This window comes from Flavobacterium saccharophilum, assembly GCF_900142735.1.
GTDB lineage: Bacteria > Bacteroidota > Bacteroidia > Flavobacteriales > Flavobacteriaceae > Flavobacterium > Flavobacterium saccharophilum.
Genome location: NZ_FRBY01000005.1, coordinates 81,435 through 103,991, shown reverse-complemented (window position 1 = coordinate 103,991; position 22,557 = coordinate 81,435). Strand labels below are relative to the sequence as shown.

Genomic DNA, 22,557 nt, shown 5'->3' with positions numbered 1-22,557 from the left:
TAATTTAAAATAGATCAAAAAATGAAACCACTAGAAGGAATTATAGTACTTGAGTTTGCTCAGTTTATGGCAGGACCATCAGCAGGTTTGCGGTTAGCTGATTTAGGAGCGAGAGTCATAAAAATAGAACGTCCTGTTCATGGTGAAGCAGGAAGACAAATTGCGCTAAAAAATTTATTCTTAGATAACAGTAGTTTGGTTTTTCATACTGTAAATAGAAATAAGGAATCGTATGCCGCCGATTTAAAAAGTCCTGAGGATCTAGAATGCATTAAAAAATTGATTCAACAAGCTGATGTGATGACTCATAATTTTCGTCCAGGAGTAATGGAGAAAATTGGTTTGGATTATGAAAAAGTAAAAATGATTAATCCACAAATGATATATGCCACTGTTACTGGATATGGTACTAAGGGACCCTGGGTCAAAAAACCCGGACAAGATTTATTAATCCAATCGATGTCGGGATTTGTAAACTTATCCGGTAATAAAAATGATGATCCTGTGCCTGTAGGGGCAGCAGTTTCGGATATTATAACAGGTTCTCATTTATCACAAGGAATATTGGCTGCACTATTCAAAAGGATAAAAACAAATCAAGGATCTTGGGTAGAAGTAAGTTTATTAGAGTCAACTTTAGATTTACAGTTTGAGTCCCTGACTACTTTTCTTAATGATGGTAATAAAAAAATTGCGAGAGCAGAAAAAGGTTCCGCTCAGCCTTATCTTGGAGCGCCTTACGGTGTGTATAAAACGAAGAAAGGTTTTATTTCTCTTGCAATGGGGTCTCTATTAAAACTAGGTGAGGTAATAGGCTGTGCTGAAATTAGTATCTATACCAATTCAGATGCTTGGTTTACTAAAAGGAACGACATCATGGAGGTGCTTGAAACCTTTCTTATAAATAAAACTACGCAACAATGGCTTGATATTTTAGAACCCGCCGGTATTTGGGCCTCCGCCATATATAATTATAGTGAATTACTAGAGGATGAAGGTTATAAAATTTTGAAAATGGATCAAAAACTGAAATTACTTTCAGGTGAAAAAGTACATACTTTACGTTGTCCGATTCGTTTGAATGATAAACGAATTTTTTCTGAAAGACCAGCTCCTAGAGTTGGGCAGCATACCGAAGACTTAAAGAAAGAATTCAATTTGTAAACCTTATATTTTAAAAAAAAATGAAACCATTACAAGATATATTAATAGTTGATTTGAGCCAGTTTTTGTCGGCACCATCAGCTAGTTTAAGGTTAGCCGATTTAGGTGCTAGAGTGATTAAAGTAGAGCGTCCAGAGACTGGGGATATTTGTCGTCAACTATATGTTTCTAATGTGATTTTAAATGGAGAATCCTCTGTTTTTAGAGCTATTAATAGAAATAAAGAAAGTTTTCAAGCTGATTTAAAAGTGGAAGAGGATAAAAAACAAGTACTAAAGTTAATTGAAAAAGCAGATGTACTTGTTCATAATTTTAGACCTGGAGTAATGGAACGTTTGGGATTAGATTATGAAACTGTTAAAAACATAAATCCATCTATTATTTATGCAAATATTTCAGGGTATGGCGAAGAAGGTCCTTGGAAAACAAAACCTGGTCAGGATTTATTATTGCAATCACTTTCTGGCTTAACGTGGTTAAACGGAAAAATAAGTGATGGTCCTGTTCCAGTTGGTTTAGCAATTGTTGATATTTTATCAGGAGCGCATTTGGCTCAAGGCATTTTAGCTGCATTAATCCATAAAGCTAAAACAGGAGCAGGCAGTAAGGTGTCGGTTAGCATGTTAGAATCTATACTTGATTTTCAATTTGAATCTATTACCACTTTTTATCATGATGGGGGCGCACCTACGATTCGTCCTGAGAGTAACAGTGCACATGCGTATTTAGGAGCTCCATACGGTATTTATAAAACAAAATCGGGCTATATTTCACTAGCTATGGGAGCAATTCCCTTAATTGGAGAGTTGATAGGATGTGAGGCTTTGTCAAATTATCCTGAACGCGAAAGTTGGTTTAATAATAGAAACGAAATCAAGAAAATCCTAGCCAATCATTTACTTACCAATACCACTGAACATTGGTTAAGTTTACTAGAGCCTGCTGATATTTGGTGTGCCAAAGTGATGGATTGGGAACAACTTTTTGCTCATGAGGGTTTCAAAATTTTAGAGATGATTCAAAACGTGAAAATGGGCGATGGTTTTGAATATAAAACAACTCGTTGTCCAATAAAAATTGATGGGGAATACTTTACCTCTACAGTCGGGTCTCCTTCTTTAGGAGAGCATACTGCAGCAATAGTAAAAGAATTAATTACATAATATTTAGGTTTGAAATAAATATTATATGACTGTTTAATCACATAAAATAAATGTCTTATAAATTAATAAAATATGAAAATAAATAAATTTTTGCAGAATGTAAATTGGGTACGGGCAGTGCTACTGGCTTGTTTCGTACTAGTTCAGAGTGGACATGTTTGGAGTCAACCCAATACAATGAAATCGCACAAAGAAAATAGCCAGTTAGTTCGTGATTTAAGTGGATTTGACTGGACAATGAAAATGATGCTGCCAGGGGAAGGGATTAAAAAAGGTTTGAATAATTTACCACCAGAGGATATTGAAACTTTGGTATGGAATTATGCTCAAGTTCCTGGAGATGTTTACACCGATTTATGGAAAGCAGGAGTCATCGAAGATCCATATTTTGGAAGAAATAGTGTGAAAGCGCAATGGGTACAACAGTACGAATGGTGGTACACAACACAATTTAATGTAACCGAAGAGATTAAGGATCAAGTGGTAAAACTTGTCTTTGAAGGTGTTGATTATGGTTGTGAAGTATGGCTTAACGGCCATTATTTAGGAAAACATGAAGGTGCATTTTCGTCTTTTTCGTTTGATATAAATCATGCTCTGCGTATTTCAAATAAATTTTTGGCCAGTAAGAATATGTTGGTTGTAAAATTGGATACGCCTCCACAAGTGAATGCTTTGGTGGCAGGAAAAAAGACACCTTGGTTTGGAGATTACTGGCGTGATTTGATTCCCTTTGGAATTTACAGACCTGTAAAAATTATTTCAACAGGGAAATTGCGTTTTGATGATGTGTATGCAAAAACAAAAATAAATAAAGATGGATCTGCTGATGTCGATTTGGAGTTGACTATCGAAAACACGACTAAAGATGTGAAGAAAATGAACTTTGAGACTACCTTGAAGGGACACAATTTTGAAAGCAAAGAAATTAATGTTTCTTTCGAAAATTCGATTGCTCCAGGTATTCATAAGATCATTAAACGCGTACATGTAGATAAACCAGAGTTATGGTTTCCATGGGATTTAGGAAAACCAAATTTGTATAAAGCTAGTATTTCTTTGAAAGAAGGCAAGGTAAATCATGATTTTAACCAAACTGTTTTTGGGATAAGAGAAGTAACTTCAAAATGGAATCCTGGTTTCAAAAAAGATGTTGATGTAAGTTTTCCAAGATCTACTTATATTAATGATAAATTTCACTTTATCAGATCGGCTTGTTGGGGTGGACCACCAGATATTTTTGTGGGAAGAACTTCTATAGCAGAGTATAAAGAATTAATTCGATTAGCGAAAGAAGCTAATATGAATAATATTAGAATTTTTGGATGGCATCCTCCAGAAATCCCAGAGTTTTATCAATTATGTGATGAAGCAGGTTTAACCGTTTGGCAGGATATGATTCCAATGGGAACTGGAAATATTCCAAGTGAAGAAAATAAATTAGCAGATATACTTAATGAAGCTGCGAGAGTTATTAAGGAACGTAGAAATCATCCGTCGCTAATTATGATGGAAGGTGGAGAGGAAATGTTACTGAGAACTAGAGATGCTAAATTTGGTAGAGAATTTCTTGAACGTTTGGGAGATACCTTGCAAGCCTATGCTAATTTACCCTACGTGCCAGATTCTCCATTGACATGTGAAGTTTCCCAAGAAGCAGGTTTTAAACCTAAAGAAGCTGTGCATGCGTTACGTTATTTTTATGAGATGGGTGAGTGGTTGCACGAAGACTGGCTTCAAACATTAGATTTTCCTATTGTTCCTGAGTTTGCTATTACTTCGGTACCATCTGTTGAGAGTTTGGAAAAATTCATTCCAAAAAATGAAATGTGGCCTCCTGGACTAAGTTGGGGACATCACTGGGCAGATCTTACTCATTTAAGAATGCAAAATTGGGATGTTTTTGGCGATGAAAAATTAGGCAGTTTAGAAGAATTTGTTAATGCATCACAAGATGCTCAAGGAATAATTTTTCAGAATGGAATAGAATATTTCAGACGCCATAAGCCAAGTTTAAGTGGCATTGCTTTATGTCACTTTATTACTTACTGGCCTGATATGAAATGGGGAATTGTTGATAATTATCAAAAACCTAAGAACTCTTATTTCTTTGTGAAAAAAGCATACCAGCCAGTTCTTGTTAATTTTGATTTCAAGAAAAGAAGATGGAGTACTAAAGAAGAGTTTAAAGGCGGTATATGGGTCATAAATGACTTATATGAGTCTTATGAGTCTTGTGAAGTAAAATTTACAATTAAAAATGATGCTGGTGTCGTTCTCGAAAACAAAACGTACAAAGTCGGAAAGATTACTGAAAATAGCGCCAAAAAGTTTATAGATATTTCGGCTAATGTGCTTTCTAAAGTAGATAAAAAGTTTTTTGTTGAACTAGAATTAACTGATAAAAAAGGAGTAGTAATTTCTAAAAATGATTACTTTTTCTTAATCGGCGATCAACAAAAAGCTACAGCTGAGTTCAAAGTTCAAAAAGGGGAAAGAGTTAAAATAGAATCTAAATACGGATATGGTAATTATTACCGTTTCTTTGATGATGTTACTCGTGAAAATGGTAAAGATTATGAAAGCGAAACTCAGATTCCTAGAGCAAGTGGATATGAGTTGAAAGTTAAAAAGTAATTTTAAGATATAAGTAAAAACCGCCTCAAACCTTAATTGGTTATGAGGCGGTTTTTTTTATCAATTAACGATTGTGAAATTTACTTTTGATTTAAATGAATATAAATTTTTACATTGTATTAGTTTAAAAATAGATTATTGAGTTAATCTATATGATTAATTAGTTTAAAACAGTTAGTATTTATATATAAAGAATTATACTGTTTTCAAATTTTTTCATTTTTTTTTGTAAAAGGCAATTTTTTTTAAAAAAAACACCTCCATTTTAGAATAATTTAGAGGTGGTTTTTATTTATTTTTTAAGTAGGTTGAGGGGGAAAAAAGGATTGGTAGTGTGAAATGATAGTATTGAAATTAAAATACTAATGCTTCACTATAAAACGTTTTGTTTTAATAGATTTGTCAGAAATAAGCTCTAGAACATAAATACCATTGTTTAAATTGCCAATACTAATAGGATTGGTTACTTCTTTAACATCTTGTATAAATGTACCCGTCAAATCATAAATTTTAATCGCTTTAATGACTTCGATACTGTCAAAGAACAGTACATTGTCCGCTGGCACAGGATAAATCACTGTTTCAGAAATAGAATCAGTAGTTTCTGCTTTCAACGAATTTGTTTTTTTTTGAGTAGAACTGCTTGATAAAGTTATTTTATCCAGATTCCATTGCCAATCGTTAGTCCCTGATGCTATAATTTTCACGGTATGACTTCCAATAGTAAGGTTTGGTTTATTGGTTGCGATAAGTGTTTGATAATTATCCCATTGTCCATTATTAACTACGTTATCACTGCTAATAAGAACATTATCTACATAAAATGATATAGTAGCATTATTAGATGGTGTTGAGATTCTATAAGTAATTGTGTAGGCTCCCGCTTTGGTTACATTAATAGTATATTGCGCAGAATCATTTTTATTTACATAATTTACTCCTACTGAACTTTTGCCCATTCCATAAGGTACAAAGCCATCGTTGTAAGTACCTGCAGTAGAAGTAAAGTTCTCTGCCTCTATTACAATTGATGATGTAGCAGTATTTGAAACGGTTACTGTTGAGGTTGTTTTAAATCCTCCATCTGTTGATTGTGCTGTTATTATTGCAGTTCCTACTGCTTTGGCAGTAACTACACCACTTTGATTGACAGTAGCAATTCCGACGTTATTAGAAGTAAAAGTCATTGTTTTAACGGTGGCAGTAGATGGAGAAATAGCAGCCGTTAAATTCCCAGTAGTATTAACTGCTAAAGATAGAGCTGAAGGTGTCATTGTGATACCATTCACCGCACTGTTACCTCCTGAAGTTACTGGTTTATAAACGCGCAACCAATCTACTTTCATTGTGTTTTTTGAAGGGTCATTCAATTCAGCATTTCCTGGAGTTCTTCCAGCAGCAACGTGCCAGTCTTGAGATTCGACATTTATGATAATGTCAAGTTCTTTTGTGAAACCGGAACCTCCTTGAAAATTATACGGATCAATAACATTAACTGTTGAAGTATTACTTGCTTGTTGTAAAGTTGTAAATGAATAAGAAGAACCTGTAGCAAACTGATTTTCTTTCTGATACCCATCTGCATCAAAAACTAGCACACCACTGTTCATAGAGGGATAAGTATAATACCAAGTATTTCCTTTTTTTGTAGCACATGCTTTTTCATATAACACCCGAACGAGTTGACCATCGATATAATATTCAAAATGTTTTGGACCAATCCAGTTAACACCAATTTGAATATATTTTCTGTTTCCTCCATTCCAACAATAGTCTCCCCATGATGTTGTAATGTCACTTCTTGTCCACCAAGTATTACGACCACGTGGTTGGTAATCTTGAAATGGATTTCTAACAAAAGAATGATGACTTAGATGTATGTCCTTCGCATAATAAGCATTTCCGTTATCAACGCCACCATAACACTCTATGATATCTATTTCTTGGGTGTCATCAGGACTTAACAACCAAACATCTGATGCCAATGAAATATTTGCCACACTCACACTTGCTTCAACATACACCGGATATAGAACTTTTTTGTTTGATGTGATGCATCCAGAATTTATTCCTTGTACCCCCATTTTAGTTGTACTTGTGTTTCGGGAAGCTTTAATAGAGAGGTTGTCACCATCTACGGCCACGTGATTGTACTGCCAATAGGTTGTGCCTGGACCATCCCAAGCATTATGATAAAAATTATACCATTTATTACTTCCAAAATTTGTTTTTTGATTGGTTGCATTAAAGGTGTAATTAAAATCATCTGAAACATCTGCCTGCAATTGCCAGCTTTTTCCAGATCCTGCATTTGCGGGTACGGGTACTGATGCCCATTCTTGTGCATTTGCGTTAAAATTTAAAAATAATGAGAAGATAAATGCAATTGTTTTTAGTTTTAATGTAATAAAATGGTGTTTAATTAAAACTTTTTGTTGATTTAATAGTGTTTCCATGTGTTATGATTTGATTAATTAATAGCTAATATATTTCTTAATTAAATATGAAAAATCATTCAAATATATACTTGTTGCTTATTTTTGAATTAAAAAACTATAGTCTAGTTATATACCCTTAGTAAATAAGATTTGAGCCCTTTATTGTGTAGTTTTATAGTTAACTAGATTTAAACTATACAAATGTCATTTTGATTTTAAAAACTGTTTTTTTTTATTGAAAACAAAAAAAAACAATATTTTTCTACGAAATAGGAAAATATTGTTACCTCTAAGCGAATTGAATCGTTTTTTAAAGTATTTTAAAATGAAATGCATTCTTACCACTACTGCTTATTAAATATAGAAGATTCGAAAAAGATGGTTTGCTTTTAGTTAAGAGGGATAATTCCACTAGGACTACACGATTTTATATTTTAGTTCAATATGATTTGTTTATAGTGCGTTACACATATAAAGGAGAAATGACTACTATAAATAGTTAATCGAGATAAGTGTTTTTATTAACCTATTTTTATGTTGATAAAGTATAATTCAAACAAAATACAGTATTAATTGGTCAAAATACAGAAATTGTACTCTTTCAATTATATTTTTCTTTGTCAAAGTTGTTTCAACTACAAACTTTTGTCCAAAACAACTTAGATGGATACCGTTTTTTTTTGTCAATTTTTTTCTTGCTCAGTCATTCAAATTATACTTCAAATATTATGAAAAAAAGTTCATTACCAGATCCATTTCAAGATGCCCGTATATCAAAAGGCTATGGCGAAATGGATGATCAAAATGACCCAGTAACCATGCTTTTACGATTAAAAGATGTTCGAAAAGCAGCACACAGTTGGGATACTTTTCAATCAGGCGCAACACCAGGTCGCATTGTTATACCATCGGAAGTTGCTATTCGCAATATTCGTCAAATTCCGTTCGAACTAGATCCGCCTTTACACGGTGATTTTAGAGCGATTTTAGAACCTTGGTTTAAGCGTCCTTTGGAGTCAGAATATGAACAAAAGTTGACTAAACAAATAAATGATATTGTCGATGCTGTACTTGTAAAAGATGCTATAGAAGTTGTTGCGGATTTTTCATTATGCTTACAATCTAATGCATTGACTTTGTTGTTAAATATTCCGTTTGAAGAAGCACAAACCTGGATTTCCTGGGGAACACACGTTTTTAGAAGTGATGGTGTGGCGCTAGATGGGGATAAAGCATTGATTTTGTATAATTATATAGACCAACAAATTCAAAAAGCAATTCAAAATCCGGGAGAAGATTTGTATTCTGTTCTTTTGGCATCTGAGGTAAATGGAAAAAAGCTTACGGCAGAAGAGGTAAAAGGTGTAATGATTTTAACTTTTGCAGGTGGGCGAGATACAGTAATTAATGCTGTAACTAATAGTATTGCCTATTTTGCTGAGCATAAGCAATCATTAGAAAAGCTTCGTGATGAGCCTGAAATTATAAACAAAGCGGTCGAGGAGTTGATTCGTTATTTTGCACCCTTGACACAAATGGGAAGGGTCGTAACTAAAGACACCGCAGTTTGTGAGCATGCAATAAAAGCTGATTCTAGAATTTCTTTATGTTGGGCTTCTGCAAATCGTGATGCGACTACTTTTGAAAATCCAAATGAAGTTGTTTTAGATCGAAAAATGAATCCTCATGTGAGTTTCGGATTTAGTCACCACAATTGTTTGGGTGCTACACATGCACGTCAGATTATGAAAATTCTATTAATGGCTTTGTCTCAGAAAGTAAAATCGATTGCAATACTAGATTGTAAAGAAAATATAGAAGAATTAGGAGAATTTAAACGTAAAGTGGGTTATGACTCCATTAGAGTAAAATTTACTGCACTATAATCCTAGCAACAAATAATTAATAAATAACACTTTATAAAAAGAATGGCAAAAATAACATTTATTACAAAGGACAATCAGAGTATTGTTGTAGAAGGTACTTCGGGTTCTGTTATGGAGTTGGCAAAACAGGCAAATGTAAAAGGAATTGATGGTGATTGCGGTGGCGTTTGTTCTTGTGCTACTTGTCATATTTATCTAAACGAAGCAGATCTTTTGAAAACAGGTCCAGCAAGCGAAATAGAAAAAGACATGCTAGAATTAGATGATGACGCAAATGAGTTTAGTCGTTTGTGTTGCCAGATTGAAGTATCGGAAGCAATTGATGGAGTGGTATTTCAAGTGGTCAGATAAAACGATGTTAAATGAAATACCACAATTTAAACGATGAAAGAAAATAATAATGTTTGTGTAATTATTGGTGCTAGTCATGCTGGGGTCAATTTTGCATTTGCTTTGCGTCAGCAAGGGTGGCTAGGAGAGATTCGATTGATTGATGGAGATTTCCATTTGCCGTACCACCGCCCACCTTTATCAAAAGCATATTTAACAAGTAAAGATGGTATTGATAAAAATCTTTTAAAATCGGAAGAAAGTTATCAAAAGGGAAATATTACACTACAATTAGGACTTTCTGTTTTGTCAATAAACCGGATCGATAAAACACTAACTCTTAGTGATGCAACACAACAAAGTTATGATAAACTTGTTATAGCAACTGGAGCACGCGCTTTTATTCCAGAACTTTCTGGTTTAGAGAATGCTTCAAATTTATTTTCATTGCGCACTGCTGCAGATGTTACAGCTATTCGTGATGCAGTTAATAATTGCTTAAACAAGCGAGTTGTAGTGTTAGGAGGAGGGTACATCGGCTTAGAGACTGCGGCTTCATTACATAAGATGGGAGCTAAGGTTACTATATTAGAAAGAGAAGAAAGAGTTTTGTCTAGAGTTACTGCTCCACAAATGTCTGATTTTTTTCAAGAATTACATGCTAAAAATAATGTTTCTATTTTAACAAATAAAAATGTAACGCATATTGAAGCTAAGGGTTCGGAGAATTTTGTTTTTTGTTCTGACGGTTCTTCTTTTATCGCTGATTGCATTGTTGTGGGCGTTGGAATTCGAGTGAATATAGAGTTAGCGCAAGATGCTGGTTTAGAAATTGACAATGGAATAAAAGTAGATGCATACAATTGCACTAGTGACCCCTCAATTTATGCAATTGGTGACTGTACGTTTCATTATAATCCGCATTATGATCGTTTTATTCGATTAGAATCGGTACAAAATGCAGTGGATCAAGCCAAAATTGCCGCCGCATCAATTGTTGGTCAGAATAATAGGTATGATACCATTCCTTGGTTTTGGTCTGACCAGTATGACATTAAATTACAAATAGTTGGTTTGTCAACGGGCTATAATAATGTTGTAATAAGAACAGAAATAGGAGAGATTATTAAATTTTCTGTTTGGTATTTCAAAGATAATGAGTTGCTCGCTGTTGATGCAGTTAATAATGCAAAAGCTTACGTTTATGGAACTAAAGCTATAAAAGAAAGAAAATTAATTGATAAATTAAAGTTGTCTGATTTGAATACTGAATTTAAGTTAGAAAATTTATTTCTTTAATTCGTCATTAAAGATCATAAAAAGAATGGTGTTTAAAGGTATATAAGAACAACAAATAATAAGTCAATATCGCGTGATTATTAAGAAAAAAAAGAATTGGTTTATAATTTTGTTCGAATGGAACGGCTCAGTTCTCCCACAGTTATTACCAAGATTAGTCTTGTTATTTATATTTTGTTCAGTTGTTATTTATTTTAAAAAAGAATTGATTCTATATAATGTTTTTATAGATCCTTCAATATTTACACTTTTTGGAATTGCTCTTGCCATTTTTATGGGATTTAGAAACACAGTAAGTTATGAACGATACTGGGAAGCAAGAAAATTATGGGGAGCACTTCTAAATGACACTAGGTCTTTAGCAATCCAAACCCATACATTGTTAGATAGAAAAAATTATAAAAAACAGCAAACAGAGTTCATTAACCTGTTGATAGCTTTAGTGCATGCTTTAAAACATCAATTACGTGATACTGATCCTAAAACAGACATGGATCGATTGTTAACGAATGGATATGATGAAGAATTACAAGTCGCAGTTTTTAAGCCTGTTTTTATTTTAAAGGAGTTGGGAATTTGGATCAATACGGCAAAAAGAGATGGGAAATTAAACAAAATGACACAAGTTGCTTTTGATTCAAATTTAAAGAATTTATCAGATATTATTGGAGGATGTGAAAGAATAGCCAGTACTCCCATACCTTACACTTACAGTGTTTTATTGCATCGGACAGTTTATCTGTATTGCTTTTTATTGCCCTTTGGATTTTTAAAAAGTATGAGTTGCATTCTTCCTTTCGTAATAGTATTTGTAGGTTATACATTTGTAGCTCTTGAGGCAATTGCAGATGAATTAGAAGATCCTTTCGGCATTGAGCCTAATGATTTAGCATTAGAAAGTATGTCAGTAATGATTGAGAACACATTGATTGAAATTGATGATAGAAAAATCACAGTATGTCCTGAGTCTGCTGATTATTATGTTATTTAAGTGAAGGTGTGGTTTTCGTTTTTAGTAAGTTTAAAATAGGATTATATCATTTTGAGAATAAACACTATTAAAATCAAAAACAATGTGATGTTTTTCGATTCTAATTTTTACTGTCAAATCAACCTATTTTGATGTTTTTGGAGTATAATTCATAATCAACAATAAAGCACAAGTTCAGTGTTTAGTAAAAAAGTTTATAGTAAAAAAAAAAAACACATGGAAACACATTTTGGATTTATAGATTATTTGGTTTTTGCAGCTTATGCTATTTTGATTTTAGGTGTAGGTTTATGGGTTTCCAGAGATAAAGATGGACACGAAAAAAATGCAGAAGATTATTTCTTAGCTAGTAAATCATTACCATGGTGGGCCATTGGTTCTTCTTTGATTGCGGCTAATATTTCGGCTGAACAATTTATTGGTATGTCCGGTTCAGGATTTGCTCTGGGTTTGGCAATTGCTTCGTATGAATGGATGGCTGCCCTAACATTAATTATCGTAGGGAAGTATTTCTTACCCATTTTTATTGAAAAAGGAATTTATACGATACCCGAATTCGTTGAAAAACGATTTTCAACCAATCTAAAAACGATTTTAGCAGTTTTCTGGATAGCTCTGTATGTGTTTGTAAACTTAACCACCGTTCTCTATTTGGGTGGTTTAGCAATTGAAACTATTTTGGGTGTTAAAATGATTTATGCAATTATAGGTTTAGCATTATTTGCTGCAGCATATTCCTTATATGGTGGTCTTTCTGCAGTGGCATGGACAGATGTTATTCAAGTTGTCTTTTTGCTTTTAGGAGGATTGGTTACTACTTATTTAGCATTAGATACCGTTTCAAATGGAGCAGGAGCTTTAGAAGGAATGAAAGCCATTTATCATGCTGCGCCGGAACGTTTTGTAATGATTTTAGATGAGTCAAATCCTGAGTATACAAATTTGCCTGGAATTGGAGTCTTAATCGGTGGGCTTTGGGTGGCTAACTTATATTACTGGGGATTCAATCAGTACATCATCCAACGTACTTTAGCGGCTAAATCATTAAAAGAGGCTCAAAAGGGAATTTTATTGGCTGCTTTTTTAAAATTAATTATTCCGCTTATTGTAGTTATTCCGGGTATTGCGGCGTATGTAATTATCAATGATCCAGAAATCATGACCCGTTTAGGAGTTTCTGCATTAGAAAACTTACCTGGAGTGGGGACTGCAGATAGAGCTTACCCATGGTTATTACATTTTTTACCAACCGGACTAAAAGGGTTAGCTTTTGCTGCTTTAGCTGCTGCCATTGTTTCTTCACTAGCATCTATGTTGAATTCAACTTCTACGATTTTTACTATGGATATTTATAAAGTTTATATCAATAAAAATTCAAGTGAGAAAAATTTGGTAAAAATAGGGCGTTGGTCTGCTGGTATGGCTTTAATAATTGCTGTAATTATAGCACCTTTACTAGGAGGTATTGATCAAGCATTTCAGTTTATTCAAGAATATACAGGGATTGTTAGTCCCGGTATTTTAGCTGTATTTATACCTGGATTATTTTGGAGGAAAACAACAAATAAGGCAGCCATATGGGGTGCTTTAATATCGATACCTATTGCCATGTATTTTAAAGTAGGACCAAAAGGGTGGCTAGTAGGAACAGGTTTTGAAGATGTTTTTCCTTCGTTGCCATGGATGGATCAAATGGGACTAACAACATTAATTACAATAATATTTGTTGTCATATTTAGTTTATTTCAAAATAAAGGAGAGGATGATAAAAAAGGAATTTCTTTATCGCCTAAAACATTTTATACAACTCCTTTATTTAACATTTGCTCCTTTGCAATAATGATTATATTAATAGCTGTTTATAGTATTTTTTGGAAATAATTATGGGGAAAATAAAATACAATTTATGTGATATTAGTTTGATAAGGATAAAAGTGGAGTTTTTACACTCCACTTTTTTAAAATAGCAATAAAATAAATTTCCTTTTAATGAACAAATTTAGGTCTAATTTTTTTATAATTTTCTATATGAAGAACTCCGAATCATTAACTCCGAATCAAGTATTATTTTATTAAGCGAAACCTTTTTTTCAGGATTTTTGATACGTTCTAAAAAGGCTAGAGCTGCTTGTTTTCCAATTTCGGCATTAAATTGATTTATAGTTGATATTTGAGGCTTGATGATGGTACTAAAAGGCTCGTTCCCGAAACCCACAATTGCCATTTCTTCTGGAACCTGAATACCTTCTTCAAGTAATACCTCTAAAGCACCCAAAGCAGCATTATCACTGGCAGCATAAATGGCGTCAGGTCTTTTCTCTTGATTTAATAACGCTTTCATGATACGTCTACCATCTTCCACTTGCAAATTGCATTCTATAATTGAATTTTCCTGAATTGGCAAATCAAACTTTTGCATGGCATCTCTAAAACCTCTGATTCTGTTTTTAAAAATTCGAGTATGACTATACCCTGTAATATGTGCTATTTTTTTGTAATTCTGACCCGCCAAATGTGCTACAATAAGATGACTGCAATTGTAGTCATCAATTCCAATATAATCTACATCTAAGTCATTTTCTCCTCTATCAAAGAGCACTAGGGGCACACCTTTCTCTTTTATTTTTTGATAATAATCAAAGGAGACAGTCTCATTTGCTATTGATGCAATGATGCCATCAACTTGGATGTTAAGTAAATTATCAATGCTTTTACATTCTTTGTTATAGGATTCGTTTGTTTGCGCCATAATAACATTGTAGCCATTTTCATTTAAAACATCTTCAATATTCTCAATTACTGAGGAGTAATAATTTGTGTTTATTCTAGGTACAATTAATCCGACCATATTGCTTTTCCCTTTGCGCAAAGCACTCGATAAAAAGTTAGGTTGATATTGTAATTTAATTGCTGCATCTTGAACAGCCTTTTTTGTTTTATCACTAATCCTGGGATGGTTGTTTAAGGCTTTAGATACTGCGGATGGGGTTAGTCCCAAGAGGTCACCAATATCTTTTATGGTTGTTTTTTTCTTTATTTCCAATTTTTTTATACTTTTGTTCCATCGTTTGAACAAAAGTATGTAATTTATTTTAAAAAAGATAATAGTTAATATTTTTGTATATTATTAAAAATTTGAGGCATAAGGAATGTAAAGATTCCTTATTTTTTTGATTAGTTGTTCAATCGATTGAATAAACATGTAAAACAATTTAAAAAAAATAAATAATGAAGAAAATAGTTACTTTTGGCGAAATTTTATTGCGTCTTTCCACTGAAAGACATTTGAGATTTTCTCAATCAGAATCTTATAAAGCAACTTATGGAGGAGGCGAGTTTAATGTAGCGGTGTCATTAGCTAATTACGGGATGAGTGCTGAGTTTGTAACACGTTTGCCAAATAACGAATTGGGTATTTGTGCTGTCAAAGAAATGAGAAAGTTAAATGTTGTTAATAATAATGTATTATTAGACGGAGATAGAATAGGTATTTATTTCTTAGAAACAGGGGCAAGTAGCCGTGCAAGCAATATTGTTTACGATAGAGCACATAGTGCGATGGCAACTTTAGAAAAAGGAATGTTTGATTGGAGAGAAATTCTAAAAGATGCAAATTGGTTTCACTGGAGTGGAATCACACCTGCTTTGTCAGAGTCTGCTGCTGAAGCATGTTTAGAAGCTATTGAAGTAGCGTATGAGATGGGAATCACTATTTCGACAGATTTGAATTATCGTTCCAAATTGTGGAAATACGGGAAAACTCCTCAAGAAGTAATGCCAAAAATGTTACAATACAGTAATGTCATTTTAGGAGATATTGATACTGCAAACTTTATGTTGGGTATTCCGGCAGTAACTCCAGATTATAAAGAATTAGATTCTTTGCCAGAATTGTATAATCCTCTTTTTAAATTATGCCAAAATTTAAAGTATATCGCAACAACTTTACGCTATTCATTGAGTGCTTCTCATCAAAAAATAGGTGGAATTCTTTATGATGGACAAGAAATATTTAAAGCAGATGTAAATGAAGTTACTCCGGTAATTGATCGCGTAGGTAGTGGAGATGCCTTTATGGGAGGTTTGATTTATGGCTTGAATGAAAAAATAGTAGATAAACAACGTACGCTTAATTTTGCTGTAGCTGCTTGTTGTTTAAAACATACAATTGCTGGGGACTATAATTTAGTAACCGAAGGAGAAGTTGAAAAATTAATTGGGGGTGATCATACAGGGTTAGTATCAAGATAGAAGAATAAAAATTTAAAAAAAATAAATAAAAAATGGCACAGTTTACAAGAATTGAAGTAGCGCAAGCAATGAAAAGTACTGGAATGATTCCTTTATTTTTCAGTAATGATATTGAGTTAAGTAAAAATATCTTAAAAGCATGTTATGACGGAGGTGCTCGTTTGATGGAGTTTACTTCTCGTGGCGATTTTGCTCATGAGGTTTTTGCGGAACTTACAAAATACGCAATCAAAGAATTGCCTGGTATGATTATGGGAGTTGGTTCAGTTACGGATGCAGCTGCAGCTTCTTTATACATGCAATTGGGAGCAAACTTTATTGTAACTCCTGTTTTGAGAGAAGATATTGCAATGGTTTGTAATCGTAGAAAAGTATTATGGTCGCCAGGTTGCGGAACTTTGACCGAAATCACTAAAGCTGAAGAACTTGGTTGTGAAGTGGTAAAACTTTTTCCTGGGGATCTATATGGACCCAATTTCGTAAAAGGTATTAAAGGGCCTCAGCCTTGGACTTCTATAATGCCAACTGGAGGTGTGAATCCTACGGAAGAAAACTTAAAAGACTGGTTTGATGCCGGAGTTACTTGTGTAGGTATGGGATCTCAGTTGATAACAAAAGAAATCATTGCAAACAAAGATTATGCTGGATTAACTATAAAAGTAAAAGAGGTTTATGAAATTATCTCAAGATTACGATATCAATAGCTAGTTTCTATACTTATGGAGAATTTTTAAGGTTCTGTCGCGCCTGTTTAATAACTATTATCTGAGGGTTTAAAAATACATTAAATGAATACCAGACATTGTTTTCCAAAAGCTACTATTCTTCTTCCAATTCCCTGTTACCTGCAAGGAAAGGACTGCTTTAAAAAAATTGGTTTCCATTGCTTTACTGTTTACTTTGTTGTACATCTAAATCATTAATTTTCATCAGCTTATCATAAAGATCCTGCCAGTAAGCTTGTCGTTTTCGGTCAAACTTTTCAAAGCGTTTATCGGTATGGACAAAATTTCTGAAATAGTCTGCATGTTTTATTGCATCTGCTAAATTTAGAACTTCAATATTCTCTCCATTTTTATCTTCTATTTGTATCATATTTTCAGGGTTTAAAAGGACAGGCAGGTTATGCCTGTCCCGATTAGCTAATTCAAAATCAAGGCATCCGAGCCTTTATTAGCAAAATTCACACAAAGGTTAAAAGCGGACTGTGTGCGAATCTGTCCTGTACCACCCATTAAAATGGAAGTTAATTTGGCTTCATCGCTCTTGTAATTTCTAACATTCTGAAAATATCCTGTGATTGCATTGTAAGCCCCAAAAACAGTCCCTTTGGTGGTGCCCATCAGTTGTGTAGGGTTGCTCATGGCATATTCAAATGCGCTATCGACCATATTGGTAAAACAAGTAGATAATTCGCCTTCCCTGCCATTTTGTATAGTTTTGAGCACTTCCTTACTAGGAACAAGGGCGGACCGTATTAGTTTTTTCACTTCATTGTCCGTTATTCGGATTTTTGTCCAATGGTTAAAAATGGATTCCATTTGCGAAGACAGCATATCTGATATACCCATTACTTTGTGTGCCTGTTCTAAACGCTGTTTGGCATTTGAGGTATGGCGGATACGCGCGGTATTGGTCTTATTGTTCATAGCGGCATTCAGGGTATTGTTGCATACGATACGTATAGGGGTGAATGCTGCGGTTATGCTTCCGCTTCCGTCATGGGAAGTGGTCAGGAAAAGATATTTTTCAATCAAATCATCGTTACCAACCCTGATATAATCGGGTAGTTTTGCCGTTATAAAGATGCGTTCCCCTTTTCCGAGTGCCCCTGCGGTTTCGTATAGGATTCCGTCACCGACTACGATACTGTCAAAAAAAGAAAAGGCATCCCTATTTTGTACAATCTGGTAGTCTTTGCCCACAACGCCGAGTACGGCATCATTATCGGTGCGCACCGTACTGAAATAATTCGGGACTTCTATTTTATTGTGAATGCTTTCATTATCCAAAATAATTTCGGCTGAAGTAGGTGTAAACAACTTTCGTTTTTCTACTTCATAATCCAAACCTGCGTGTAAAATAGCTTCGGCGCTTGTTGGATAATCGGTAATGATCTGTCCCAAATTGTGCCATGCTGTTTGTTTAGTGCTGAAAAAACTGTGTTTTCCTGACTGCTCGTTGTAATTGATATTGTGTGCCATGATGTTACATTTTAAGCGATTACGCTATTATTAAAAAGGTACGTCTGCTGTTTTTTTTGATTTCTTTTCCTTTACCGCTGAACTGGCTGTATTAGTTTCTGTCTTTTTGGTAAAAACCAAAATTTTAATATTATTGGTGTGAAAAGTCAGCGTGCCTACTGCTTCGCCTTCGCTGTTATTGTAAACATTCATGCCAATACGCCCAAAGAGCTGTACAATAGTTCCTTTTTTAAGCCACTGTGCTGTAGCAGTATTTAACCAATAAGAGCAATTGATATAGGTTGTTACTTCCTTTACTTCGGTACTGCCTTTTGGCTTGTAATTGTCATTGATGGCAATACTGAAATTGACCACTTGTTTGTCATTGTTCACTTTTTGAACTGATGCATCTGCTGTTACTCGTCCTGTGATTTCCATAATTTTAAAATTTAAAGATTACTACTGTTTTAGTTTCTCTCTAATCCTGCTCCCACAAAAAATGTTTTCAAAACGAAAAAACGGGAAAAAAGAAAGCAAGATGTAAGTGGCTTAAGGATGGGTAAGTGCTATAAGTCCCGAAGGGTGGCAAGGGAAGCGCCGCCATTATGCGCACGGGGCATGCTTAAGTCACTATCTTAGCTGCCCTTTTAGTCCGTTTCGAGTGAAAGCTTTAAGAAAAATTTTCTTAATGGACTTTAATTAAAATGTAATTGGGCTGTTCTTACTTAATGGTAATCTGTAAATTAGTAACAGAACCAAAGAAGATTTGTGCAGCATTTTTTTAAACAAAAAAAATCTGATACTTTCGGTATCAGATTAGGAAGGTAATTCTATGGAAGAAAAACAATAGTACTTAGAGATAGCTAAATAATTATTTTATCAAGTCGTTTGTGTATATATGATATTGTTCCCATTACATCAAGTGCTTCCTCTTCTGTTATGATAAACTTTATCTTAGGTTCATGAGCAGTTGGGTTTCTTATTAATCCAAATATGCCCTTCATAAGATTACACAATCCAATATGCTCACTTCTATCACTATCATTTTGTAACTCGTTTATTTTTATTAATGGAGTTGTCGTAGAAAAAGCAGTTTCCACAAGAGCATTTCCGTCATTTTGAAGTCCTGTAATATCTCGTACTCTGTCTGCTATACTTTTAGCAGCTTCAAAGACAGAATGAAAATAATTTTCTACTAATAACTCCGCTTTGCAATAATCAAAGATAAAGCGATGAACATTTCTGGTTTCTAATTTATGCTTGAAACGATTTGCTCTTTCTTCTGCTTCTGAAATGGTAGCTGATTTTATTAATATTTTTATATTTTCCAGTTTCTGTCAACTCAAATCCCACAAATGAAAGTCTTTTATTTAATTCTATTCTTCTATCTTGAAATACAGCTTCTTGCCCTATATATCTAACAGGCTGCATAGCGACTTGAATAAATTTTAAGACATGATTTGAACATTGATTTTTATTCTGCCACTGTGCAAATGCATTATACAATCTTTTCCATTTAGTATTTGAAGGATCTACATCTATCATATCACAATTACGTAATGTCTGATCAATTTCCGGACCTGTTGATCCATCATTTGTGTGTCCAATTGTTTTGCAAATACCCTCTAAAATATGAGGTTCAAATATTGGTCGTCTTATAACTGTTTTAGCCATGATTTTTTAGATTCAATAAAGGTTAATAAAGGTTAATAAAGGTTTTTAATATGCAATAACATTTTCAAGGCTGTTCTATTGCTACTTTGAGTATCCAGCAATATCCGGCAGCCTTCTTAACCAGAAGAAATATTATCTAGCAGTTTCAGTTTTTAAAAACTGTAACAAAAATAATATAAATGCTTGATTTTTAATATTTTTTAATTTGTTTTAGAATAAGCAACTGTCGGTCCCTTAACAATTTTAGACATTTAGAAAAAGATTATTATAGACTAAAGAAATGGAGTTTACGTAAATAATATTTCAGAAAATTTTAAGTAGACCAAAGAGTTCTTTGTAAATAACATTGATGATTGTTCGTAGTTTTTGATTTATAAATTATGTAAATTTGCTTAACTTACCTTTTGAACAATGATTAAATTAAAAATTAAGAATTTTGGACCGATTAAAGATGGCTATCAAGATAATGATGGATGGTTTGAGGTAAACAAAGTCACCGTATTTATTGGGAATCAGGGCTCAGGAAAAAGTACACTAGCAAAGTTAATTTCTTCATTTATATGGTTAGAAAAAGCATTGGTAAGAGGAGATGTAAAGGCTAGTAATATTTCCTTTAACTATTTTATTGAACTTATTGAATTTCATAGAATAGAAAATTATTTATTTGCTGATACAAAGATCGAATATAAAGGAGTTTCGTACCATATTGTTTATGCTGAAAATTCTGTTAGTGCCATAAAACTAAATAATAAATCGGTCAAGCAGCCTAAAATTATGTATGTTCCTGCAGAGCGAAATTTTTTAAGTTCAATTACTAATATCAACAAGGTTTCTGACCTGATTGTGGGAAGCTTAAAAAATTATTCTGTTGAATTTCGTAATGCTCAACTTTCTCACAAAGGAAAACCAATTGAACTGCCTATAAACGATACTAAAGTTGTTTATGATCCAAAAGAAGATGAAAACTATCTCGAATTTGATGGGGGTAAACGATTAAAACTTTCTGATGCGTCAAGTGGCTTTCATTCAATAGTACCATTATACTGGGTAACAAAATATTTAATTGAATTTGTAAAGCAGGGAGAAAAGAAATTATTGGAATTATTAAGCACAGATCAAACTATTCGAAGAAATAATGAATTAAAAGAGTTGAATAAGTTAGAGCTTGATGAAAAAACAATACGAACAAAAGAAAAAAGAATAAATGAAAAGTATGTCAGTAGGTACTTTGTCAATATTGTTGAAGAACCCGAACAGAATTTATTTCCAAGTTCACAAAGATTGTTATTGAATAGTCTATTAGCGTACAATAATGGAAGTAATATGTTGATAATGACAACTCATAGCCCGTATTTGATAAATTATCTAACATTGGCTGTTGAAGCGGATAAAGTAAAAGATAAAGTAAAAAAATCATCTTCTGAATTAAAAAATAGATTAGATAAAATCGTCCCATTAAATTCTACGCTTAATGGAAATACTTTAGTTGTATATCAATTGGAAGAAACAAATGGTATCATTACTAAACTGGAAACTTACAAAGGTCTCCCTTCAGACAAAAACTATCTGAACGATGTCCTTGCAGAATCAAATGAACTTTTTTCTAACCTATTAGATATTGAAGACGAATTATGCCAATAAATTTTTTTTTATCGCCTTGTAATAATCCAGTTGGTAATTGTCAAACCGAATCTATTCAATGTCATTTTCCTTTTTCCAATGATCGTTTTGGGATAAGTGATGCAAATGCAAATGCACGCATACCTGCAATTGTTTTACTAGACAACGAAAATCAATGGGATTTTACGATTGAAAATCCAAAAAACATAGAAGTAAAATATAAAGCAATTGACTACTGTCTGGATATATTTAGGACTGGGACATATGATGTTAGTGATAACAATAGCAGTATTAATGAATTTTCTTCCGATAGCGTTAATACAATTGACAGAGGAATAATAAAAAGGTGTGAAGGTTTTTTATACAAAGATGATAAATGGGTATTGTTTTTTGAAATTAAAAATCGTCCAAAAGGTGATTGGCTGATTGACGCAAGAAGAAAATTTGAAGAAACTATCTTAAGTTTTAAAGAGCATCATCCAAATCTTTCTAATTTAATTATTGAGCCAATTGTTTCAAATAAGTCATTCTTTCGTACACATCAGTCAGAGATGATACAAAAGAAAATTTTAAAAGATAAAATTGGTGTAGAGTTAAAGGTCCAAACTAGTTTTACTGTAGATTAAAATAAAATTGAAGGAAAATTTATTGCATCAAAAACAATGAAGTGTTTTTTTATTATATAAAAATCACAAGATTTGTGTTACTAATGATAATATTTATCCTCCAATATCTGGATAAATATGTGGCTCTAAAAAAAGGATTTTACATTTAATCTTGATAATACGTATCAGTATGTGATTCGTGTAATGTTAAAATGTTTGTTGCTGATGTGCATCATACCTTAAAGATACTCGTCCTGAAGATAAATTTTCCGCTTTAAGAGCATATAGAAATATTCTCTTGTATACAGAACTTGTT

Annotated in this window: 19 protein-coding genes; 12 read left to right on the top strand and 7 right to left on the bottom strand. The window is 33.2% G+C overall.

Features of this window, described 5'->3' with window-relative positions:
• Positions 1-21 precede the first annotated feature (21 nt).
• The 3 genes from BUA98_RS16245 to BUA98_RS16235 all read left to right on the top strand — a co-directional run bounded on the left by BUA98_RS16245 (position 22) and on the right by BUA98_RS16235 (position 4,964).
• Positions 22-1,164: a CaiB/BaiF CoA transferase family protein gene (locus BUA98_RS16245; RefSeq protein WP_072974273.1), complete on the top strand. Its 1,143-nt coding sequence runs from the start codon at positions 22-24 to the stop codon at positions 1,162-1,164.
• 20 nt (positions 1,165-1,184) lie between these two features.
• Positions 1,185-2,327: a CaiB/BaiF CoA transferase family protein gene (locus tag BUA98_RS16240; RefSeq protein ID WP_072974271.1), complete on the top strand. Its 1,143-nt coding sequence runs from the start codon at positions 1,185-1,187 to the stop codon at positions 2,325-2,327.
• Positions 2,328-2,399: 72 nt separating this feature from the next.
• Complete coding sequence (locus BUA98_RS16235; protein WP_072974269.1) at positions 2,400-4,964, top strand: glycoside hydrolase family 2 protein; 2,565 nt, start codon at positions 2,400-2,402, stop codon at positions 4,962-4,964.
• Between the two features lie 362 nt (positions 4,965-5,326).
• On the opposite strand, the gene BUA98_RS16230 is transcribed toward BUA98_RS16235, so the two are convergent.
• Positions 5,327-7,420: a carbohydrate-binding protein gene (locus tag BUA98_RS16230; protein WP_072974268.1), complete on the bottom strand. Its 2,094-nt coding sequence runs from the start codon at positions 7,418-7,420 to the stop codon at positions 5,327-5,329.
• 710 nt (positions 7,421-8,130) lie between these two features.
• On the opposite strand from BUA98_RS16230, the gene BUA98_RS16225 reads away from it, so the two are divergent.
• The 5 genes from BUA98_RS16225 (at position 8,131) to BUA98_RS16205 (ending at position 13,789) form a co-directional block, all read left to right on the top strand.
• The gene (locus BUA98_RS16225) at positions 8,131-9,288 is read left to right on the top strand and encodes a cytochrome P450 (RefSeq protein ID WP_072974266.1); all 1,158 of its coding nucleotides are present in this window, start codon (positions 8,131-8,133) and stop codon (positions 9,286-9,288) included.
• Between the two features lie 42 nt (positions 9,289-9,330).
• Positions 9,331-9,639, top strand: coding sequence for a 2Fe-2S iron-sulfur cluster-binding protein (locus BUA98_RS16220; protein ID WP_072974264.1), 309 nt, complete (start codon positions 9,331-9,333; stop codon positions 9,637-9,639).
• 33 nt (positions 9,640-9,672) lie between these two features.
• Positions 9,673-10,917: an NAD(P)/FAD-dependent oxidoreductase gene (locus BUA98_RS16215; RefSeq protein ID WP_072974262.1), complete on the top strand. Its 1,245-nt coding sequence runs from the start codon at positions 9,673-9,675 to the stop codon at positions 10,915-10,917.
• Between the two features lie 73 nt (positions 10,918-10,990).
• Positions 10,991-11,908 (top strand): bestrophin family protein, encoded by a 918-nt coding sequence (locus tag BUA98_RS16210; RefSeq protein WP_072974260.1) that lies wholly within the window; start codon positions 10,991-10,993, stop codon positions 11,906-11,908.
• Positions 11,909-12,124: 216 nt separating this feature from the next.
• Positions 12,125-13,789 (top strand): sodium/sugar symporter, encoded by a 1,665-nt coding sequence (locus BUA98_RS16205; protein ID WP_072974258.1) that lies wholly within the window; start codon positions 12,125-12,127, stop codon positions 13,787-13,789.
• A gap of 133 nt (positions 13,790-13,922) precedes the next feature.
• On the opposite strand, the gene BUA98_RS16200 is transcribed toward BUA98_RS16205, so the two are convergent.
• Entirely contained in the window at positions 13,923-14,951 is a 1,029-nt protein-coding gene (locus BUA98_RS16200) for a LacI family DNA-binding transcriptional regulator (RefSeq protein WP_086065405.1), read from the bottom strand.
• Positions 14,952-15,136: 185 nt separating this feature from the next.
• Between BUA98_RS16200 and BUA98_RS16195 the strand changes: the two genes are divergently transcribed.
• Together BUA98_RS16195 and BUA98_RS16190 are read left to right on the top strand one after the other, a co-directional pair.
• Entirely contained in the window at positions 15,137-16,159 is a 1,023-nt protein-coding gene (locus BUA98_RS16195; RefSeq protein ID WP_072974256.1) for a sugar kinase, read from the top strand.
• Between the two features lie 32 nt (positions 16,160-16,191).
• Positions 16,192-16,863, top strand: coding sequence for a bifunctional 4-hydroxy-2-oxoglutarate aldolase/2-dehydro-3-deoxy-phosphogluconate aldolase (locus BUA98_RS16190; RefSeq protein WP_072974254.1), 672 nt, complete (start codon positions 16,192-16,194; stop codon positions 16,861-16,863).
• A gap of 184 nt (positions 16,864-17,047) precedes the next feature.
• Here the strand turns inward: BUA98_RS16190 and BUA98_RS16185 are convergent, their stop codons facing one another.
• From BUA98_RS16185 to BUA98_RS22225, 5 genes are all read right to left on the bottom strand, one after another.
• Positions 17,048-17,254, bottom strand: coding sequence for a hypothetical protein (locus tag BUA98_RS16185; RefSeq protein WP_244279218.1), 207 nt, complete (start codon positions 17,252-17,254; stop codon positions 17,048-17,050).
• A gap of 47 nt (positions 17,255-17,301) precedes the next feature.
• Positions 17,302-18,363: a DUF932 domain-containing protein gene (locus BUA98_RS16180; protein WP_072974252.1), complete on the bottom strand. Its 1,062-nt coding sequence runs from the start codon at positions 18,361-18,363 to the stop codon at positions 17,302-17,304.
• A 30-nt stretch (positions 18,364-18,393) separates the two neighbouring features.
• The gene (locus BUA98_RS16175; RefSeq protein WP_072974250.1) at positions 18,394-18,780 is read right to left on the bottom strand and encodes a single-stranded DNA-binding protein; all 387 of its coding nucleotides are present in this window, start codon (positions 18,778-18,780) and stop codon (positions 18,394-18,396) included.
• Between the two features lie 425 nt (positions 18,781-19,205).
• Positions 19,206-19,637 (bottom strand): TIGR02391 family protein, encoded by a 432-nt coding sequence (locus BUA98_RS22650; RefSeq protein WP_396182543.1) that lies wholly within the window; start codon positions 19,635-19,637, stop codon positions 19,206-19,208.
• The gene (locus BUA98_RS22225) at positions 19,597-20,016 is read right to left on the bottom strand and encodes a hypothetical protein (protein WP_086065401.1); all 420 of its coding nucleotides are present in this window, start codon (positions 20,014-20,016) and stop codon (positions 19,597-19,599) included. Before BUA98_RS22225 ends, BUA98_RS22650 begins: the two co-directional genes overlap by 41 nt.
• Before the next feature lie 411 nt (positions 20,017-20,427).
• Between BUA98_RS22225 and BUA98_RS16165 the strand changes: the two genes are divergently transcribed.
• Both BUA98_RS16165 and BUA98_RS16160 read left to right on the top strand, forming a co-directional pair.
• Positions 20,428-21,657, top strand: a complete 1,230-nt coding sequence (locus BUA98_RS16165) for an AAA family ATPase (RefSeq protein ID WP_072974248.1) — start codon at positions 20,428-20,430, stop codon at positions 21,655-21,657.
• The gene (locus tag BUA98_RS16160) at positions 21,648-22,262 is read left to right on the top strand and encodes a hypothetical protein (protein ID WP_244279217.1); all 615 of its coding nucleotides are present in this window, start codon (positions 21,648-21,650) and stop codon (positions 22,260-22,262) included. The genes BUA98_RS16165 and BUA98_RS16160 overlap by 10 nt, the downstream gene beginning before the upstream one ends.
• Positions 22,263-22,557 lie beyond the last annotated feature (295 nt).

Bases quoted from the DNA above. Each gene is read 5' to 3' on its own strand.
- BUA98_RS16160 (WP_244279217.1), top strand. From the start codon at position 21,648: ATGCCAATAAATTTTTTTTTATCGCCTTGTAATAATCCAGTTGGTAAT.
- BUA98_RS16215 (WP_072974262.1), top strand. From the start codon at position 9,673: ATGAAAGAAAATAATAATGTTTGTGTAATTATTGGTGCTAGTCATGCT.
- BUA98_RS16245 (WP_072974273.1), top strand. From the start codon at position 22: ATGAAACCACTAGAAGGAATTATAGTACTTGAGTTTGCTCAGTTTATG.
- BUA98_RS16235 (WP_072974269.1), top strand. From the start codon at position 2,400: ATGAAAATAAATAAATTTTTGCAGAATGTAAATTGGGTACGGGCAGTG.
- BUA98_RS16205 (WP_072974258.1), top strand. From the start codon at position 12,125: ATGGAAACACATTTTGGATTTATAGATTATTTGGTTTTTGCAGCTTAT.
- BUA98_RS22225 (WP_086065401.1), bottom strand. From the start codon at position 20,016: ATGGCTAAAACAGTTATAAGACGACCAATATTTGAACCTCATATTTTA.
- BUA98_RS16225 (WP_072974266.1), top strand. From the start codon at position 8,131: ATGAAAAAAAGTTCATTACCAGATCCATTTCAAGATGCCCGTATATCA.
- BUA98_RS16165 (WP_072974248.1), top strand. From the start codon at position 20,428: ATGATTAAATTAAAAATTAAGAATTTTGGACCGATTAAAGATGGCTAT.
- BUA98_RS16195 (WP_072974256.1), top strand. From the start codon at position 15,137: ATGAAGAAAATAGTTACTTTTGGCGAAATTTTATTGCGTCTTTCCACT.
- BUA98_RS16190 (WP_072974254.1), top strand. From the start codon at position 16,192: ATGGCACAGTTTACAAGAATTGAAGTAGCGCAAGCAATGAAAAGTACT.
- BUA98_RS16240 (WP_072974271.1), top strand. From the start codon at position 1,185: ATGAAACCATTACAAGATATATTAATAGTTGATTTGAGCCAGTTTTTG.
- BUA98_RS16175 (WP_072974250.1), bottom strand. From the start codon at position 18,780: ATGGAAATCACAGGACGAGTAACAGCAGATGCATCAGTTCAAAAAGTG.
- BUA98_RS16180 (WP_072974252.1), bottom strand. From the start codon at position 18,363: ATGGCACACAATATCAATTACAACGAGCAGTCAGGAAAACACAGTTTT.
- BUA98_RS16185 (WP_244279218.1), bottom strand. From the start codon at position 17,254: ATGATACAAATAGAAGATAAAAATGGAGAGAATATTGAAGTTCTAAAT.
- BUA98_RS16230 (WP_072974268.1), bottom strand. From the start codon at position 7,420: ATGGAAACACTATTAAATCAACAAAAAGTTTTAATTAAACACCATTTT.
- BUA98_RS16220 (WP_072974264.1), top strand. From the start codon at position 9,331: ATGGCAAAAATAACATTTATTACAAAGGACAATCAGAGTATTGTTGTA.